The organism is Paraburkholderia sp. EG287B (genome assembly GCF_040965595.1).
Classification (GTDB): Bacteria; Pseudomonadota; Gammaproteobacteria; order Burkholderiales; family Burkholderiaceae; genus Paraburkholderia.
The window spans coordinates 22,284-39,349 of record NZ_JBFRCG010000025.1 but is presented as its reverse complement, the minus strand read 5'-3'; the positions used below and the strand labels follow the sequence as shown (position 1 = coordinate 39,349).

The following is a 17,066-nucleotide window of genomic DNA, read 5'->3' as shown; positions in this document are numbered from 1 at the left end:
ATGCAGCGTGAATTTGCCGCCAAGGATGCTGCGTTGGGCGCGTTCATCGAGCAGCCCGACTATCCGACGCTCGTGCTCGGCGCAACCGATCTCGACGTCGTGCTCGCGTTCAGGATGCTGCAGGAACGCGATCGGCGCGACAGGCAGCGCGTCTACCTGCTGTTTCCGTTCGAATGCGCCGCGTCGGGCCGCTTTGTTCAGCAGTGCATGGCTTCGCTCGCCGCGCAGATTGACGCAGAGAACCAGGCGCGCGCGCAAGAGGGCGTGATGCCGTGGGCCGAGCTCCCGCTGCTTTGCACCGATCCGACGCAGCACCCCGCCATGCGGCTAAGAGCGGCGATCGGGCATGTGCGCACGCTGGTTGCGGAAGGCGTCGATATCGTCTGGGGGCTCATGCCATCGACCCTCGAGGACGCCGCCGGCTATCGCGAAACGGTGTTGCCGCTGCTCGCGCTCGATGGCTTCGAGGCGTGGATGGACGGCCACCGCTTCTGCGTTCGCGACGATTGTTCGCGGCGCTTCCTGTTGCCGCAGGAGTTGCGTGCGCAAGCGCAACACGTGCTCGCGCTTGACCTCGACTTTTCGTGTGAAAAAACTGCGGACGCCATGGTGGGCGCGATGAACGACGCGGCCCGCCCGCTGGCTGAGCGGATGCACGCGGCGATGCAACTGGCCGCGCTCGATCTCACGCACGGTCGGCTCGACCAGGCGCTGGAGAAATATCGCCTGCTGTATGGCTGGCATCGAGAGCAGCGCAACTCGCTCGGGCAGGCGCTGGCGCTGGGCGGAATCGGCGAAATCGCGACGCGCAGCGGCCAGCACGCCGATGCGAGCCGCTGGTATGCGCATGCGCTCGATGCCGCGGCGGACAGCGGCAACCTGGGCGTGACGCTCAATATTCTCATGGCGTCTGGAGAAGCTTGCCTGCGCGTGAAACAGCCCGCGCGCGCGGTCGAATATTTCGCGCTCGCGAGCCGCGGTGCGGACAAGCTGATGTTCCCGCACGCGAGCGTCGCCGCACTGGAGAAGCTCGGCGTGGCCCTGCTGGGTGCGCGTAAGACTGCCGAGGCAGCACGCACGTGGACCGAGGCGAAAGCGCTCTGCGAGCGCTTCGGTTGCGAGCATCAGCGCCGCTCGCTGCTCGACCGTCTGGCCGCCCTGTATGCGCAGGCCGGCCTGAAGACGCAGGCGACAGCCTACGAGATGGAGAAAGATCGGATTCCTGCATATCGTGGAGGGCACATCGATAAATGAGCACCCCAGCGGGAAATCCGGCCAGCCCGGCGAGCGAGCCGCCCCCGGCGCGTGCGCCGTTGATCTCGCCGACCGGCAACACGTCGGTCGACGCGCTTGCCAGTGCGGTCAACGCCGGCGCGCAGCCGTTTCAGCAGCTCGGTAACCCGAAGGCCAACACGCTTGACCGCGTCACTAATGTCGTGAACGGTGCGGTGGGCAGTCTCGGCGCGCTGGACCAGTTGCTCAATACGGGCATGGCGATGATTCCCGGTGCGAATCTTGTGCCTGGCATGCCGGCGGCGTTCATCGGCGTGCCGCATCTCGGGGTGCCACATGCGCACGCCCACCCGCCGAGTGATGGTGTGCCGATGCCGAGTTGCGGCGTGACGATCGGAAGCGGCTGCCTGAGCGTGCTGTATGGGGGCATGCCCGCGGCACGGGTGCTCGACATCGGCCTCGCGCCCACCTGTGGCGGCTTGGCGCCCATCTTCGAGATCTGCACCGGATCGAGCAATACTTTCATCGGTGGCGCGCGCGCGGCGCGCATGGCGCTGGACCTGACGCGTCACTGCAATCCGCTTGGCATGAGCGGTGCCGGGCATGCCGAGCAGGACGCTGAGAAGGCGAGCGCGCTGAAGCGTGCGATGCACATTGCCGGAATGGCGGCGCCGGTGGCCTCCGGCGGGCTGACGGCCGCCGACCAGGCCGTGGATGGGGCCGGGGCGGCCGCCGCCGAGATGACGGCAGCGCAGACAGCGGCAGACGCGATCGCGATGGCGATGAGCAATCTGATGGGCAAGGATCCCGGCGTTGAGCCAGGAATGGGCACGCTGATCGATGGCGATGCGAGCGTGCTGATCGGCGGCTTTCCGATGCCCGATGCGCTTGCCATGTTGATGCTGGGTTGGGGGCTGCGCAAGAAGGCGCACGCCCCCGAAGATGCCGGGGAATCCAAGCGTACGGAGCAAGGGGAATGCAAGGGAGGACACCCCGTCGACGTGGTGAGAGGTACGGCGGAGAATGAGTTTACCGACTATGCGACCCTCGACGCGCCCGCATTCAAATGGGAACGCTACTACCGTAGCGACTGGAGCGAGCGCGACGGCGCGCTGGGCTTCGGCTTTCGTCACAGCTTCCAGCACGAACTGCGCTTGCTGCGCACGCGTGCGATTTACGTCGATGGCCAGGGTCATGCCTATGTGTTCCGGCGCAGTGCTTTAGGGCGCTACGAGGATGTGTTCGCAGGCTACGAACTTGAGCAGCAGGGGGAGAATCGATTCGTATTGCTTCACGCCACGCACGGCGAATTCACATTCGAACGTGCGAGTGCGGCGCAAGCATCGACGCGGCTCGTATGCCATGTGCACGAGGGTGTCGAGAGCGCGTTGCGCTATGCAGGCGACGGCACGTTGCAGCACATCGAGCAAACAGCCGGGCGTGAGCAGCGCCGCCGGGTGATCGACCTGCTTTACGAAGCGCGCGGCCATGTCGTGGAAATACGTGTGACCGATCCTCGAGGCGCAGTCCTGTGCGTCGCCCGCTATCGCTATGACGCCGCCGGGTGCCTCGTCACGTCCACCGATGCGCTCGGTGCCTCGATGACCTATGGCTACGACGCGTGGCGACGGATGATCCGCGAAACGGACGCGAATGGTTATTCGTTTTCCTACCGTTACGACCGTGACGGGCGTTGCGTGGAAAGCGCGGGGCAGGACGGCCTGTGGCGGGTGCTGCTCGACTATCAGCCTGGCCGCACGGTGGTGACGCAAGCCGACGGCGGCAGATGGACCTACCTGTACAACGAGGCGCGCACGGTGACGCGTATAGTCGATCCATATGGCGGCGTGACGGAGCGCGTGATCGGCGACGGCGGACGCATTGTCGAGGAGGTGGATTCGGGTGGGCGCGTCATGCGCTGGCTCTATGATGAGCGAGGTGAAAATACCGGACGCCTGGATCGCTGGGGAAATCGCTGGCCGACGCGAGACGAGGCCCCACAGTTGCCCAATGCCCTTGCGCATGTTGTCCCTGCGAGGCCGCTGGAACTGCTCTGGGGGGATGCCAGCCCCGAAGAGCTGACGGACAGGGTGCTGCTGCCACCGGAGATCGAAGCAGTCGCGGCGGCCGCTTTCGCATCGAGCGCCGCTGTGCTTGAGCCTGCCGAGGAGCGCGATGGAGCGTGCCGCGTGATCGGCCGCACGGACGAATCCGGGCACGCTGAATGCCTGCACCGTGACGCGGCCGGCAATGTGGTGCAGTTGCGCGACAAAGATGGACGCGACTATTGCTACACCATCGCATCGTGGAACCTGCGTGAAAGCGAAACCGATCCGCTGGGCAACACCGTCCGATACCGGTATTCACCCAAGCAAAACATCACGGCCGTCATCGACGCGAACGGCAACGAGAGCCGGTACACGTATGACTACAAGAGCCGGCTTACCCGTGTGGCACGACACGACACGATACGCGAATCGTACGCATACGACGCGGGTGACAGGCTGATCGAAAAACGCGATGGCGCCGGCAACATATTGCTGCGTTTCGAGATAGGCGAGAACGGCCTGCATAGCAGGCGCATTCTCGCGAGCGGCGAAACCCATACCTACGAGTACGACCGTCGCGGTAACTTTACCAGAGCATCGACGGATAAATTCGAAGTCACAGTGACATACGACGCATACGGTCGCCGTACAGGCGACAAGCGCGATGGGCGCGGTGTCGAGCACAGCTTCGTTGCCGGACGTCTCGCGAGCACGACCTGGTTCGGGCGCTTCGCCGTGCGCTACGAAACGGATCCAACCGATGACGTGGTGATTCACACGCCGGACGGAGGTGTCCATCGGCTTCAGCGCGCAGCGGACGGCACGGTACTCTTGAGACTTGGCAACCGCACCAACGTGCTGTACCGGTTCGATGCAGACGGTCGATGCACCGGGCGGTTGAGCTGGCCGGAGGGTCGCACGGAAGCGGTCCGTTACGTGCAATACCAGTACAGCGCGACGGGCGAGTTGCGGCGCGTGATCGACAGCACGAGCGGCACCGCCGAGTACCAATACGATGCCGCGCACCGGCTGGTTGGCGAGAGCCGCGATGGCTGGACCGTTCGCCGCTTTGAATATGACCGCGGCGGAAACCTCCTGTCGACGCCGACGTGCCAGTGGATGCGCTATGACGAGGGCAACCGGCTTTCGGGCGCCACATGTGGCGTGTTTCGCTACAACAGCCGCAATCACCTGGCCGAGCAGATCGACGAACATAGCCGTCGCACAACCTGGCACTACAACAGCGTGGATCTGCTGGTGCAGGTCCAATGGAGCGATCGTGAGGAGATATGGACCGCTGAGTACGACGGACTCTGCCGGCGTATCGCGAAAGCGATGGGGTGCGCGCGCACGCAGTACTTCTGGGACGGCGACCGTCTGGCCGCAGAGATTGCGCCAGACGGAAGGTTGCGGATATACGTCTATGTGAACGGGACGTCGTATCTACCATTCATGTTCATTGACTACGACAGTTGGGATGCCGATCCGGCATCTGGCCGGTCCTATTACGTTTTCTCGAATCAAGTAGGGCTGCCGGAGTGGATCGAGGATATTTCTGGTGCATGCGTATGGAGTGCGAAGGAGATCAATCCTTACGGGGAGATCTGTGTTGCTCCGGGCAACGAATTGGAATACAACCTACGCTGGCCGGGTCACTGGTTCGATCCTGAAACAGGTCTTCACTACAACCGGTTCAGGTCGTACAGCCCGGTGCTCGGAAGATACTTGCAGTCAGATCCGGCAGGGCAAGCTGGCGGGATTAACCTCTATGCGTATACCGCTAACCCACTAGTTCTCGTTGACGTTTTGGGCCGTGAATGCCCGCATGGCAACGAAAGTTCGAGCGAGTGTTCGCAGTGCGCGGACCGGGAAGAGGCGGCGCGGATTCGTCAGGAGAAGCTGCAATTAATCGCGAGACGGATGGAAATCGAAGAGGAGGTTACTGGCCATCCGGGAACACTCCTCGCACCCTACGATCTGACCGGGAAAGATAGCCGCTACAAGGACGAATACAAGCGGCTCCTCAACGACATAAACACGAAGCAGGAGGCCGAAGACGCTGCGTTGCTCAGAGAGCAATTCCCATCCATGGACGCTGTCACGCTCCCACCGTTCGATGGAAAGACCACCATTGGCTATATGTTTTACACGGATGCAAATGGGCAGTACCACGTTAGAAAGCTGTACTCGGGAGGCCAGGTGCTATCGAACTACGACTCGTCGGGTCACGTTGAGGGCAAGGCGGCTTTGATCATGCGAGATGAGGGAATAACGGAGGCAGTGGTGATCCACAATCACCCATTCGGAACATGTCACTATTGCTATGGGCAAGTGGAGACTTTGCTTCCAAAAAATGCGAAGCTGCGGGTCATTCCTCCAGAGAACGCGATAGCGCCAACGAAGTACTGGCACGATCAGCCCAAGGATTACTTTGGAAATTCAGCGGATCCCAAGCCGCCACCGAACTGATAGGGGCATAGACAGGTGATGGAAGCCATCAAAATGGAATATGTTGGCGGCGCGTGCGAAATGCACACGCGGCAGGAGTTGGACGCCGCGCTTGCGCAGTGGAGCGGCGCGGCGAACGACTACTGGCTGTTCCACGGCAACGCCAAATTTCCAGCCTTGGCGGTCATGGCCAATGGGCCGTTGGCCACTGCGCATTACTTTCCCGACGCACGTCATCCTGGGTTCATTTCCCTAGGCAATATAAATGGACTGGATCCCGATGGTACCAGCACGTTTTTCCTGACTGACACGGAAACGACGGACGTAGCCAATTATCGAGTCATACCCATTGAGGTTGCATGGGAGGCTGCGCGAGAATTTGCCGAATGCTCGCGTCGACCGAACTGCATCGAGTGGATCGAGCTTTAGTGTCGCTAACACAACCGCAACATGAGGCCATGACGGCCATATCCTGGCAGCATGTCCAGGTTGCGTTAGCGACTCTTAATCGGCTTCTCGACAGAAACCTTGCGGTCAATTTTTCCACCGGCGGAACGCTAACCACGTTATGGACAAAAGAGACGAATCGTGGCGGGTGTGCCATCCGCACGTGCATCGCGACGCCTTCCATCCGGCCGAGATCGACCGAGATGGAATGGACACCGCCCTCCCTTTGGGGGTGCGGAGTCCGGCAGGGAAGCGAGGCCCTCCGAAATCGAACGGCATCAATATGTCAGAGTGGATTTCGACACGTCTACTTGAAGAACGGAGGGCCCCAATGAATGCTACGACATACGGATATTGCAAAGCACGTGTTCCCGTTGTACCGGGCCGACGTTCAAACCGGCGAGATAGCCAACTGGCCGTACCGGATCAACCCGAGCGACGGATGCGATGGTTTGTCATCGATGATCGGCCAAGCCGATGACACGTCGCGGGCGAGGGCGGACCCGTGGGGAACGGACCGGCGAGGGTGGCCGGTCCTTCGCCCACCAAACGGCTGGATCGGCGCTATCCCCCGGGCGCATCGATCACGAACTGCGCCCTGAATGCCTCGAGCAGCGCATGCGAATCGTCAACGTTGTCCCCGAACATGTGAGTCACCGCTCGTGCGAGCAGGTCGGCCTGCAGCGTGGCGTAGGTCTCAGGTGACTGGAGCATGGCTCGCACGGCTTCACGGGTCGCGTTGTTTGCCACATCGCGCGCGTCGCGCGCAAGCATCCCCGCACAGGCGATTTCGACGTTGAAGTCGCACGCTTCGAGCAGATCCAGCGCCTCTTCGTACACGCGCTCCTCGTTGCCCGCGTAGAAGTACTTGCGCATCACGAAGAGCAGGTCGGATGCGTCGGTGTTCTTGATGGTGCGCCGGTCCTTCCATGCCATGAGCTTGAGCAGCACGAACGCAGGAAGCGACACGACGGGCACGACCAGCCCTTCACCGATCTCCACCAGCTGCGCGGTGTCGACCGCCTCCTGGAAGCCCAGCACCGTCATGACGAAGTCGCCCTCGGGCGGCCACGCGATCTCGCCAGGCGGCGCCTCGATGGGACCGAATGGGACCAGGTCGAGCTCGACGCTGAACTCATCTCCCTCGCGGCGGAACAAGAGCTTTTGCTGTGCCTTCGGGTCACGCTGGAAGTGACCGCTGGCGAGCAGCGTGTCGACCAACCGGTGGTGGAAATCCCAACTGACTGCGCACACGGCGACATCGACATCGCGTGTGGCAACCGGCGCCTTGATGCCGTGGATGTGCCAAAGCTGGACGTCGCGCCCACTCGCGCCCGCGAGCACGAACCGGGCCCCAAGGGTCTCGCACGCGTGGGTGACGTCGGCGAGCAGCGCGACGGTGAGCGGGTGAACCGGCCGTTCGGCCGGCACCTTAGCTTGCAAGGAAGCGGTCATGGAGACTCTGCGCAACGGCGTGGTTCCGGCTGTCGCCCGAGGCGATCAGGTCGGCGTAGATGAGGAGTGGATGGACGATGCCCGGTGGGATGTCCCAGCTTTTTTCTGCGTGCTTCGGCCAGAAGGATTCGAGGATCTCGACCTCACCCTGATCGTCAGGGCGAAGGCGCGCGGCCTTCATGAGGGCCGTGCTCACACCAGCGTGCACATACACTGCGACCGACGCCGGCTTGATCTCATGGGTGAGCACATCAGCCGCGCACTCGCTGCCCAGACGCGCGTCGAAGTCAGACAGCGGAGCGCCTTTCCACCACTCGATGCCGACGCCGCTCGTAAAGCGCCGGGCGCCGAGCTTCTTGCGCAGTCCCGTTGGGTACTGGCTCACCCACTCGGCGATGAAGCGGCGCCGGTCGGCGATCACGCGCTCGCCGGTGGCCTTCTTGATGACGAGCCCGCGCGCGATCAGGTCATCGACTGCCAGGTTCACCGTGTTGAGCGCCACGCCCGACTCGGCGGCGATGGTGCGCATGGGCTGCTCGACCAGTCCAGGCTGGCAAGCGAGCGCAAACGTCACCCGCAAGCCCTTGGGCGTCGTCGAGCGCGAGCTCGTATCCGTGGGCTTGAGCGCGGGCTTGTCACGGCCCACGATCATGATCGTGGCTTCTGGCTCGTCGAGATAGACGTTGCCCGCCGTGTCCATAAACGGAATGCGCCTGGCGATGAACTCCGCTGCAGCCTTGGGCGTCACATGGTAGGTGATGACCATCAGCCGCCGGTCGTCCGCGGCAGCATCAAGCTTGGCCTGCGTGTGCCGGTGCACGGTGTGGAAGGAGGACTCCCACCGGGGTTCGAACACCACGGGCATGTCGAACCGCCTGCCCGCAACCGAGAAGTGGACCAATGCGTCAGCGTCATCCGGGCGCGCTGGTGCATCAAAGCGCGGCGACGCAGAAAAGTGCCGGGTGGCATCCGAAAAGGCTTCGCAGGCGAGGCTCAGCGCCGTTTGCCCAGAGGCCGAAAGGCGGTCGGTGACGGCCTTCAAGGTTTTCTCCTGTACGTTTTCAGTTCATTGTACGCCAAAAGCGTACAAACTGAAAATAACGTACATACGCCTCGCATCCTGGTTCTTTTGGGGCGAGTTGGCCGGACAGTCACCGCTCTGTATGTTCTTAATCGCTTGTACGCTAAAGACGAACTCCCCCATTGATAACGTACATCGCCGCCTGAAGGGACTACGAGTACGTCCGCGCGATCCAGTGCCGAAAACGCTTCACGCAACAGCGCTTCCTGATCGGTAAAGCGCTGTTTGTCGCGTGTGCGGAGTTTGCGCAGGTTTTCGATCTTTCAGCGGGCGTGGGGTGCTGGTGCCAACGCCCGGACTTCCCAGTCAGTGATTCGATCCGATGGCGTGACGCATGATTTATTCTGGTTTGGATCGAGAAAATTTGTATTTTCTACGAAAAAACAATGCATTTGTCTGGCCGGCTGCTGAAGGTGACGGCAGGGGCCAAAGGAGTACAAGGTGGCGGCAGGATGCAACTAACAGTCCGGATATCTTTAACCTGGCCAACGCCTTTCGGCGGCTGCGCTGCCCGGTAACAGGCATCAGCGGGAGTGCCGGTGAGAAAGCAACGGGCTTTATCGCGGCCGCCTCTATGCAGCAGGCTGCTGCACATTTAACGCGCCCTGGTTCGCTCATAGGTTAAGGCAATCACGGGAGCGTGCTGGCGTTCATCGAGGTCCGGCGGGGGCGAAAGAGGACATTCCCGGGTCGCCTGATGGCGACCGGACACTCACTTGAAGCGGACCAAGTTTTGATGAGCCACGTGCATCTGGATCATGTTGCCCCGTATCTTGAAGTCTCAGGAGGGTTACTGCGTTTGACGACGGTCCGCGGGCGGGCAGGTAGTGACACGCGATCTCGTGCGTAATAACATTGTGTTGACGTGTTACACCCGTCGGCATAACATTGTAATTACGGTGATCCTATGAGAACGACGATTCGCAGAATGGGTAACTCGCAAGGCGTGCTGATTCCAAAGCCCGTGCTAGCGCAGTTGGGATTGGAGCACGAAGTGGAAATGGAAGTCGAAAACGACGCAATTGTGCTGCGACGCCCCCGCCACAAACCCCGTGAAGGATGGGCGGAAGCGAGCAAGGCGCTCGCGCAGAGCGGTGATGACGAGTTGGTGATGGGCAAACTCTCCAACGCCGGCGACGAGGGGCTTGCATGGTAGTGCGCGGAGACGTTTGGTTGGTCGCGCTCGATCCGACTATGGATAGCGAAATCCAGAAAACGCGGCCCTGTGTCGTGGTCTCGCCTCCCGAAATGCACGACCATCTGAGGACGGTCCTCGTTGCTCCAATGACCTCGAAAGGGCGGGCAGCCCCTTTTCGGATTCCGGTAACGTTCAAGCGCAAGCACGGCTTGATCCTTCTGGATCAGATTCGTGCGGTAGACAAGGTGCGACTGGTCAAGAAGGAAGGCTCGGTTGCAGATAAAACGTTGTCGGACACCCTTCGAACCTTGCAGGAAGTCTTTGCAGAATAGGCAAACGCGGGGGGACGCAGGAGCGAAGGCAAAGTCCCTTTTCTTGACCGCCGCGGTTGCAGTGGTAGCCGTGACGTGGGATTTGACCGATGAGAAGTCGTGCATTTCCTGCCGGTGGGTCATACTGCCCATCACGCCTGGAATCGATCACTACGATTCGATGCTCAGGCCAGGACTGAAGCTTGATCGGAAAACCATGAATATCTCTCTTGATGCGGCAAAGGCAATCTATCGCCAGGCGATCGACCCGACAGCGAGCGACGGCGAAGGCGCCAGCTGGTGGGATGCAGTCGTAGACGAAGTTCGCGATGTGGTCGCCGCCCGCACGGTAGGCGAGGCCGCCGAAGTTATAAGCTGGTGGCATCATGACTGGACACTCGTTTCTGACACGTCGCGAGACGCGGCGAAGCGAATTCGAGAGACAGCGCGGGCGCTGCGTTGCGAGGCATAGGAAATCAAGGGAAGACACGAAAAGCAAAGCGCGGTGGAACGGATAGCGGTTTCGGCGACCTATGAGGTATTGCAAAACGGCAAACCCGTCGCCGGTCGCGTCGATTTTGTTGCGCGGGTGGCGGATCCCTCCAGGGCATACGACCTGACCACGCGAGCGCAGCGGGTGGTAGCGCGACGGCTGCGCGCGCGTATGGCCGACGTGAAGATAGTCGGCGCGACGTCGGGTTAGCGGAACGGAAAACGGGGGGCGAAATGGCGCGGTCCGGCAAGGTTCCCTACATCTACAAATGCGCAGAATGCGGTCATCGTGGCGAACAATGCTTCGATGACGACTCGCACGACGGCGAGGCTTCCAAGTGTGCCTCCTGCGGTGCGGCGGTGGCCCTCGAGTGGGATGGCGGTGTGACGTTTGAGAGTTCGAAGTCCATCGCCGACGAAGCAATCCCGCGCGCTCGCGGACGAAAGGAACCGGACACCGGAAAACAGCCCTGTGGCCGTCGGGATCGCCGAGCTCCTCATATGTCAAATGGAGTGAGCCTCACGCGGGGCTGCTATCCGGACCACATCGTCAGGCTTTCGAGCGTCGCGCCTCCGGGACCAGAATATCAGCGGGCAGAGAAACTTGCTCGAGTAAAGGCAAGGAACAATAGTGGCGAGAAATTACGCGCCGTGGCGTGCTGACTGATTGTCATATGCCCTGTTTAGCGCCAGCTGGACGTTGAACATGCCGTTTGACATACGTGAACTACTCCGTTGTTTCGGCAACAAGGCCAAAATTCCCTTCATCGTATACAGCAAGATCAGCGTGCCCGTCAGATCGCCGACGAACATGCTGAAGAAGCTCTCGAACCATTCCTTCGTTGCACCGGTCAGCGCAAACCACAAATGATGGAACAGCGGATTTGCCACCGAATAAGCAACCGCGAGGATGAGGAGCCGCTTCGGCGTGAGATTGGCCAGCGTTGCACGCAGGTCGTAGTACTCCAGTGCAAGCCGGTAGACCAGATACGGTGCCAGTGAACCAAGGATCGCTCCCGCGATTGCCCGAACTGGATCGTGGGGAAACCAGTAGACAAAGTCCACGAGTAGTCCGGCAAGCAGCAAGCCAACGAATCCATCGACACCAACCAGCAATGTGCTCAACAGTCTGACGCCTGACGGCAGATAGATCCAGTTGACGCCCCGTACAAATGACGTGTGCGTGAATACCTCCTGATTGATCCACAGGGACGCAAGAAACGCGATGACAGTAGCCGTGATCGACCAGAAATGCAAACGTAAGCTAGACATTGCGGAAACCTACCTTAGGTTCTAAACGAAAACTTGGTGACGCGCGCCTGTGGCTACACGGACGTTATTCTCAACAGCGCGTAAATGATACGTCCTGCTGATATTCTGCCTTGATTCTTGCCATGGTTGGTGAGACCAACAAGACAGGCCGATGATCAGAAAAAGTTTCGCAGACCGATTGCAACACCCGTCTGGTCGCTGCGACCCGGCAATTCCACCCCGGCCGCTCCGCTGACCTTGTTGAAATCAACCGTTCCGTAGACTTCGGTGCGCTTCGAGAATAAGTATTCGGCCAGCGCAACGACCGTGTAGCGGTTGCCGCTGCCAGTTGTATTCACGCCCGTCGTCGCATTGCGCATGTGATCGAAGTAGAACGCGCCCGACAAGGAGAGAGGACCGTTCGCTTTCCACGACAGGCCGGCGTATGGACCGTCATCGGTGCGATTCGTGTTCTTCATCTGGCTGACGTCTGGAACAGGCTGTTCCGCAAGCAGCGTATCGACAAGACCCGTGTTGTCACGCGAACGCAAATAGCCGGCATAGATCCTGGTCTGCCCACACGCGTAGGCCATGTTCGCATGTACGAGCGACTGCTTGTCGCTCGAGTTGTCGCCGACCTGCTGCATACCCGCAGCCATGCTGAGCGAACCCTTTGAATACGACGCAAGCAGGGCGTACATCGTGCCCGCGCCGGGATGACCAGGAATCTGGCCTGAGAAGCCGCTTGCGCCGGTTGACTCGTAGTTGCTGCCGAACGAATAAAACGCGCCAACGTACATACCGCCGAACTGCCCGCTGTACTTCATCGCGTTGTCTGCGGCCAGTCCTGCGCCCAGCGCATAAGGCAACCACGAATTCTCGGGATAGTTCGCGTATGTCAGGGGATCATAGGTGCTGATGAGCTGGTCGAACAACGGCGTGTTCTGGCGACCAAATGTCAACGTGCCATACTGGCCTGCAAGGCCCACATAAGCCTGGCTGTCGAAGAGTCTCCCGTTGTCGCCGGGGCTGCCGTCCCGCGGATTGAAATTGTTCTCAACGTCGAAGACCGCCTTCCGGCCATTACCAAGGTCTTCCGTACCGCGCAGTCCGAAATGGCTATTGATGACTGCACCGTTTGTCATGAACAATCTGCCGTTGTTCTGTGCATCGTCGTTCGTCAGGTAGCGCATGCTGATGTCGGTCATGCCGCCCAACGTAACGGAACTCTGCGCCAAGGCATGCTGGGACGTCAGCGCAACTGCAATGCCGCCCAAAACCGCGGCTGGTCTTCCATTTTTCAACTGCTATCCCCGAATTTGCTTGTTTCCTTCTGGCGCTTCGCGACCGAACCTGCGCCACGATGCATTCTGCCCGAACGGGGCGCGTATGACTACGGACCCAGTCCGAACTCCGAAAAATGAAAGGAGATCGAAACCGTACGCGAGCCAGATTGCCGGACTTTCCGGGACCAGAGTGAGCAGAAGAAATTGCCACGTTACGATGGGCCCGGCGCGGGGTCTTCAGTGAGTCCGCGCTGTGCGGGCTCTCTTTTCAGGGGGGCTTTTGCAGTTACTGATCACACTGACGGGCAATGCCACACCGCTGCGCGTTCTGCTCGGCGAGTTCTTGCGCACGCTGCAGCTATTCGTTATCATTTTTATAACGAATGGAGACCAACATGCATACGTTCTACCCGGGTTCTCCGGACTTGAACCTGATTTCGCGGAAGGGCGCCAGCCAGGTCAGTTCATGGCTTCTATCCTACCCGACGTTTCGGGACGCGCTCCAACGCGAAGAGACTGATCTGGTTGCGCTGCCCTCTTATGCCAGGCTTCCCGTGCTAAGCAGGATGACGGAGCCGGCGACCGCGTCGTCAGACGTATGGACGGATCTGGGAGGGGTGCGAGCCTCATACATCGAGCTCAGTACACCCTGTGTCGCGCAAATTGTGCGAGATCATCTATCCGGGGGCGCAAACAGGTCGAACTCTGCTGACGAAGTATCGGACGAACTTGAAACGCTGCGTTCAATATTTCCCGCAGCCAGGGTCCCTCTTGTGGCGAGGCCACCGTGCCTGCTCAGTCCTGGCGCGGGCTTTTTCCTGGAGGGTTGGGCTCGGTTCCTTGCATACTGGTCCCGCAACGACAGGACAATCCCGATGCTTGCCGTCGACTGGCAGTCTCTGTATGGGTGCCTGACTGACGAGCTGCCCAGAAGCTCCAGTTCGGTGACGAGGTTCCGACGATCGCCGGCTTGCATTGAGTGACGACGCATCAATGTAATCGGTCCGCCGTGGCAGGTGTTGGCCTTACGTCGATGGCGAAACATCTGGGTCCACATTCTCGCCGCATCCTGATGAAATTGCCGCCAGTTCATCAGGGTCGCGATACAGTGCGGAGCCTTTTTTATGACCAATGGAATAGACCTGTCCTAAGCTTTATCCCGGGTGTTGTTTTAAACCACAGGCAAATTGCCATGGCATCACAAACCCGGTATGTTTATCGTTCCAAAAGTTATGACGGTTTTGAAAACCTGAGCTTTTGGCGTGTGTTTGCGAGCCCACAGTCCGCTACGGATCGTGGGCTCTTTTTTCTCTAATTAATTTGGATGTCGAATTATCCTGTGTGCCGGGCAGAGCTGCTTTTCAGGCACGGCGAGACGTTTTAACAAGGATTGGCCTTGACCGGGTAAGCCGGGTTGGGCGGACTCGAAATCGGGGTTACGTTTATCTCGCGTCGCTTCCATATCCGAGGCGATGGAATTTGCTGATTCTATCGACAAAAAATATCGCGCTTGTGAACGTTCGCTGTCGGGAAGATCACCCGTACCTGGTGTCGCGTATGTAGCGCGCTCGCCGTTACAGCGAAGTACCTTATCCGGCGACATCCATGGGAAAGAATATGAGCGGCGAGCCGCTGCGTCCGGCAAAGCTGCTTGTCGAGGTTGAGAGCCGGTACATCGGGTTCAACGTTGGCAAGACACACAAGGCTGGAAGAAAGGTCAAGGTGCAACGTAGTCAGGCAGACCCGGACACCTTTATCATCTGGTTCGGGAAAGCTGAAATTGCCAGAATCCCCGCCCTGAAATTTGCCCAGACCATCGAATACATCGACGCATGGCCGAAGTTGTAAGGTTACTGTGGTAGCGTCCTCCCGGAAAACCGCCGAGGCAGTCTGTCGCCTGGGCAATGCACTGCAGGAAGCATCGGGGAATGGGTTGGAGAAATGCCGGAATTTGCTGTTTGTTTGCCAGAACTGCGCTCTCGTCAGCTTCCCTTCGCGGCCTTCGCGAACGCCTCGCCTAGCTTGTCAAAGTGTCGGAGCGCAGCCGGTGTCAGCTCGATCTGTTTGCGGCGAGCATCTTCGGTCTCGTTGAGCACGAGCCAGCCCTTTTCACGCATCGATGTGATGCGGGAGTGTAACGTCGCCGGCGACCCAAGCTCGCTATGGCCCATCATGTCCCGAACGGAAAGCCGTTCGTTCTTTTGCCTCATGCGGGCAACAAACTCGAGAATCTTCTCTTCAAGTGGATCGAGTGCGGGAAGGGAGGGTAGACCCCGTAGCGCCTCGGTGAGTTGAAGAAAGCGAAGATAGATATCAGCAGGGCGTGTCATTACCATCGCTCCAGAGAAAGCGTCGCGCAGCGGAGCGGAGCGCGCAGGGCAAACCGTGATGTTACCCCGGTATAAACGGGCACCAGTATTTTATCTCCATGTCTAGCTTACGACTGCATTTCGTTTCGGTGGCGGGCACCGCCGTCGTGTTCGTACTGTCGCTCTGGATCAATCAGGAAATTTTCACACACACGGAATTCGTTCTGGGTGTGAACTGGATCTATCTGCCGTCAGGCGTCAGACTGCTGAGTACGTTGCTTCTAGGCAGCGATGGCGCAATCGGCTTGCTGATCGCTAGCTGGCTCGTCGACTTCTTTTACTTCTTTCCGCACGATCCGGTTCGGTCGTTTGCGGGTGGAATCATTGCAACGGTCGCGCCGTATGCAACGTATCGCCTTGCGAGGGAGTGGTATGGGTTGCATTCCATGCTGCTCAATCTCACGCCAAAGCGATTGCTCGTACTGGCAGTTGCGTATTCGGTCGCGAACCCGATGCTGCATCACATCTGGTTCGCACTGGAAGGAAATACGCACAACCTCGTCGAAAGCTTCCTCATGATGTTTGCGGGCGATCTGTCCGGTGCCCTCATCATGCTGTATATCGTGAAGGGAATCCTCGCGATGCTCCCCGTACGGGGCACGTCACGCACCTGATCTGCTGAATATCCACGAAGCTCTAGTCGCCTCCGCTTCGCCGCCGCAGTCACGTGTGCATTGCCATACGGTGGCAACTGCGGGTACGCTCATCGCGTTCAGGAGTTCTGGTGTCCGACGACCTTGCTGCTCACGGCAACCAGTTTTCCGTTCTGGATGCGATAGGCAGTCAATTGAATCGTGGTGGGGCAGCAGTCGGGATCGTTGTCGCCCTGTTCAAGGCTCCTGACGTAAAGCAGGCTGTCCTTGATGACCATCTGCTGAACGCCCTTGGTTCCAATCTGGTCAGAATGACCGTTTGCCCAGAACACCTGGACGGTATCAGACCACCAGTTTCCGCCATCGGTCGGCTCGACTCCGAACGACAGCGCAATGACCTGGCCAATACCCGCAACATCTCCTGTCACGCGCTGGCTTCCTTTCCAGTTGACTGCAACGTGACTGTCACGCGCTTCGCGCGTGACAGTCTGCCGAATCCTCTGGATGTTGACAGTCTGGGCTGCAGTCGCGGCGGGTAGGTTCGCGACGAAGATGGATGGCATCAGCGCGGCAACGACGGCCGCCTTGCATAGTCTTTTCATGCGCTTAAAAGCGGAAAATAAGTTGGATGCGAGCCTTCATGCGCGACTGGCTGGATGGTACGCGCCATTCCAACGATTTCTCTCAGGCCCGACATCGTTACAAAAAATATAACATCTGAACAATAAGCTTGCAAGGCTGCCGAACAGGTACACAGCAGGGAATGTTTGTCGAGCAGCCAGTCCAGTGGATACGCGCTGGTATCCGGTCGGGGCGTCGCGTGGTAGACGTGTCGATGCATTTCGGGGGAGATGCGCATTTCCGGGGTGCAGCGAGACCGCTGCGCGCCTGTCCAGTTGAATGCCGTTCTTTGC

At 59.7% G+C, this 17,066-nt stretch carries 15 protein-coding genes; 9 read left to right on the top strand and 6 right to left on the bottom strand.

Annotation, left to right across the window (positions count from 1 at the left end; genetic code table 11):
• Genes AB4Y40_RS35610 through AB4Y40_RS35600 form a run of 3 tightly spaced genes read left to right on the top strand, consistent with a single transcriptional unit; the run spans position 1 to position 6,158 of the window.
• On the top strand, positions 1-1,254 hold the full coding sequence (locus tag AB4Y40_RS35610; RefSeq protein WP_368691851.1) for a hypothetical protein: 1,254 nt from the start codon (positions 1-3) through the stop codon (positions 1,252-1,254).
• Positions 1,251-5,750, top strand: coding sequence for an RHS repeat-associated core domain-containing protein (locus AB4Y40_RS35605; protein ID WP_368691850.1), 4,500 nt, complete (start codon positions 1,251-1,253; stop codon positions 5,748-5,750). Before AB4Y40_RS35610 ends, AB4Y40_RS35605 begins: the two co-directional genes overlap by 4 nt.
• An 18-nt stretch (positions 5,751-5,768) precedes the next feature.
• A complete protein-coding gene (locus tag AB4Y40_RS35600) occupies positions 5,769-6,158 on the top strand; it encodes an Imm1 family immunity protein (RefSeq protein WP_368691849.1) in 390 nt (129 codons plus the stop codon).
• A 582-nt stretch (positions 6,159-6,740) separates the two neighbouring features.
• Here AB4Y40_RS35600 and AB4Y40_RS35595 read toward each other — a convergent pair.
• On the bottom strand, positions 6,741-7,631 hold the full coding sequence (locus AB4Y40_RS35595) for a nucleotidyl transferase AbiEii/AbiGii toxin family protein (RefSeq protein WP_368691848.1): 891 nt from the start codon (positions 7,629-7,631) through the stop codon (positions 6,741-6,743).
• Positions 7,609-8,673: a type IV toxin-antitoxin system AbiEi family antitoxin gene (locus AB4Y40_RS35590; protein WP_368691847.1), complete on the bottom strand. Its 1,065-nt coding sequence runs from the start codon at positions 8,671-8,673 to the stop codon at positions 7,609-7,611. Before AB4Y40_RS35590 ends, AB4Y40_RS35595 begins: the two co-directional genes overlap by 23 nt.
• 373 nt (positions 8,674-9,046) lie before the next feature.
• Here AB4Y40_RS35590 and AB4Y40_RS35585 point away from each other — a divergent pair, with 373 nt between their 5' ends.
• From AB4Y40_RS35585 to AB4Y40_RS35570, 4 genes are all read left to right on the top strand, one after another.
• Positions 9,047-9,337 (top strand): hypothetical protein, encoded by a 291-nt coding sequence (locus tag AB4Y40_RS35585; protein ID WP_368691846.1) that lies wholly within the window; start codon positions 9,047-9,049, stop codon positions 9,335-9,337.
• A gap of 282 nt (positions 9,338-9,619) precedes the next feature.
• On the top strand, positions 9,620-9,868 hold the full coding sequence (locus AB4Y40_RS35580; protein ID WP_368691845.1) for an AbrB/MazE/SpoVT family DNA-binding domain-containing protein: 249 nt from the start codon (positions 9,620-9,622) through the stop codon (positions 9,866-9,868).
• Positions 9,862-10,182 (top strand): type II toxin-antitoxin system PemK/MazF family toxin, encoded by a 321-nt coding sequence (locus AB4Y40_RS35575; protein ID WP_368691844.1) that lies wholly within the window; start codon positions 9,862-9,864, stop codon positions 10,180-10,182. The genes AB4Y40_RS35580 and AB4Y40_RS35575 overlap by 7 nt, the downstream gene beginning before the upstream one ends.
• Positions 10,183-10,225: 43 nt before the next feature.
• The gene (locus AB4Y40_RS35570) at positions 10,226-10,633 is read left to right on the top strand and encodes a hypothetical protein (RefSeq protein WP_368691843.1); all 408 of its coding nucleotides are present in this window, start codon (positions 10,226-10,228) and stop codon (positions 10,631-10,633) included.
• A gap of 662 nt (positions 10,634-11,295) precedes the next feature.
• Here AB4Y40_RS35570 and AB4Y40_RS35565 read toward each other — a convergent pair.
• Complete coding sequence (locus tag AB4Y40_RS35565; RefSeq protein ID WP_368691842.1) at positions 11,296-11,925, bottom strand: hypothetical protein; 630 nt, start codon at positions 11,923-11,925, stop codon at positions 11,296-11,298.
• 155 nt (positions 11,926-12,080) lie between these two features.
• Entirely contained in the window at positions 12,081-13,208 is a 1,128-nt protein-coding gene (locus tag AB4Y40_RS35560) for a porin (protein ID WP_368691841.1), read from the bottom strand.
• Positions 13,209-14,795: 1,587 nt separating this feature from the next.
• Between AB4Y40_RS35560 and AB4Y40_RS35555 the strand changes: the two genes are divergently transcribed.
• The gene (locus AB4Y40_RS35555) at positions 14,796-15,038 is read left to right on the top strand and encodes a hypothetical protein (protein ID WP_368691840.1); all 243 of its coding nucleotides are present in this window, start codon (positions 14,796-14,798) and stop codon (positions 15,036-15,038) included.
• A gap of 134 nt (positions 15,039-15,172) precedes the next feature.
• Here the strand turns inward: AB4Y40_RS35555 and AB4Y40_RS35550 are convergent, their stop codons facing one another.
• Positions 15,173-15,520, bottom strand: a complete 348-nt coding sequence (locus AB4Y40_RS35550) for a winged helix-turn-helix domain-containing protein (RefSeq protein ID WP_368691839.1) — start codon at positions 15,518-15,520, stop codon at positions 15,173-15,175.
• 98 nt (positions 15,521-15,618) lie between these two features.
• Between AB4Y40_RS35550 and AB4Y40_RS35545 the strand changes: the two genes are divergently transcribed.
• Positions 15,619-16,173 (top strand): hypothetical protein, encoded by a 555-nt coding sequence (locus AB4Y40_RS35545; RefSeq protein ID WP_368691838.1) that lies wholly within the window; start codon positions 15,619-15,621, stop codon positions 16,171-16,173.
• Between the two features lie 98 nt (positions 16,174-16,271).
• Here the strand turns inward: AB4Y40_RS35545 and AB4Y40_RS35540 are convergent, their stop codons facing one another.
• The gene (locus tag AB4Y40_RS35540; protein WP_368691837.1) at positions 16,272-16,754 is read right to left on the bottom strand and encodes a hypothetical protein; all 483 of its coding nucleotides are present in this window, start codon (positions 16,752-16,754) and stop codon (positions 16,272-16,274) included.
• Positions 16,755-17,066: the final 312 nt, after the last annotated feature.

Excerpts from the sequence above, each read along its gene's own strand:
- AB4Y40_RS35585 (WP_368691846.1), top strand. The coding sequence starts at position 9,047 with ATGATTTATTCTGGTTTGGATCGAGAAAATTTGTATTTTCTACGAAAA.
- AB4Y40_RS35610 (WP_368691851.1), top strand. The coding sequence starts at position 1 with ATGCAGCGTGAATTTGCCGCCAAGGATGCTGCGTTGGGCGCGTTCATC.
- AB4Y40_RS35545 (WP_368691838.1), top strand. The coding sequence starts at position 15,619 with ATGTCTAGCTTACGACTGCATTTCGTTTCGGTGGCGGGCACCGCCGTC.
- AB4Y40_RS35550 (WP_368691839.1), bottom strand. The coding sequence starts at position 15,520 with ATGACACGCCCTGCTGATATCTATCTTCGCTTTCTTCAACTCACCGAG.
- AB4Y40_RS35605 (WP_368691850.1), top strand. The coding sequence starts at position 1,251 with ATGAGCACCCCAGCGGGAAATCCGGCCAGCCCGGCGAGCGAGCCGCCC.
- AB4Y40_RS35540 (WP_368691837.1), bottom strand. The coding sequence starts at position 16,754 with ATGAAAAGACTATGCAAGGCGGCCGTCGTTGCCGCGCTGATGCCATCC.
- AB4Y40_RS35555 (WP_368691840.1), top strand. The coding sequence starts at position 14,796 with ATGGGAAAGAATATGAGCGGCGAGCCGCTGCGTCCGGCAAAGCTGCTT.
- AB4Y40_RS35600 (WP_368691849.1), top strand. The coding sequence starts at position 5,769 with ATGGAAGCCATCAAAATGGAATATGTTGGCGGCGCGTGCGAAATGCAC.
- AB4Y40_RS35575 (WP_368691844.1), top strand. The coding sequence starts at position 9,862 with ATGGTAGTGCGCGGAGACGTTTGGTTGGTCGCGCTCGATCCGACTATG.
- AB4Y40_RS35580 (WP_368691845.1), top strand. The coding sequence starts at position 9,620 with ATGAGAACGACGATTCGCAGAATGGGTAACTCGCAAGGCGTGCTGATT.
- AB4Y40_RS35565 (WP_368691842.1), bottom strand. The coding sequence starts at position 11,925 with ATGTCTAGCTTACGTTTGCATTTCTGGTCGATCACGGCTACTGTCATC.
- AB4Y40_RS35595 (WP_368691848.1), bottom strand. The coding sequence starts at position 7,631 with ATGACCGCTTCCTTGCAAGCTAAGGTGCCGGCCGAACGGCCGGTTCAC.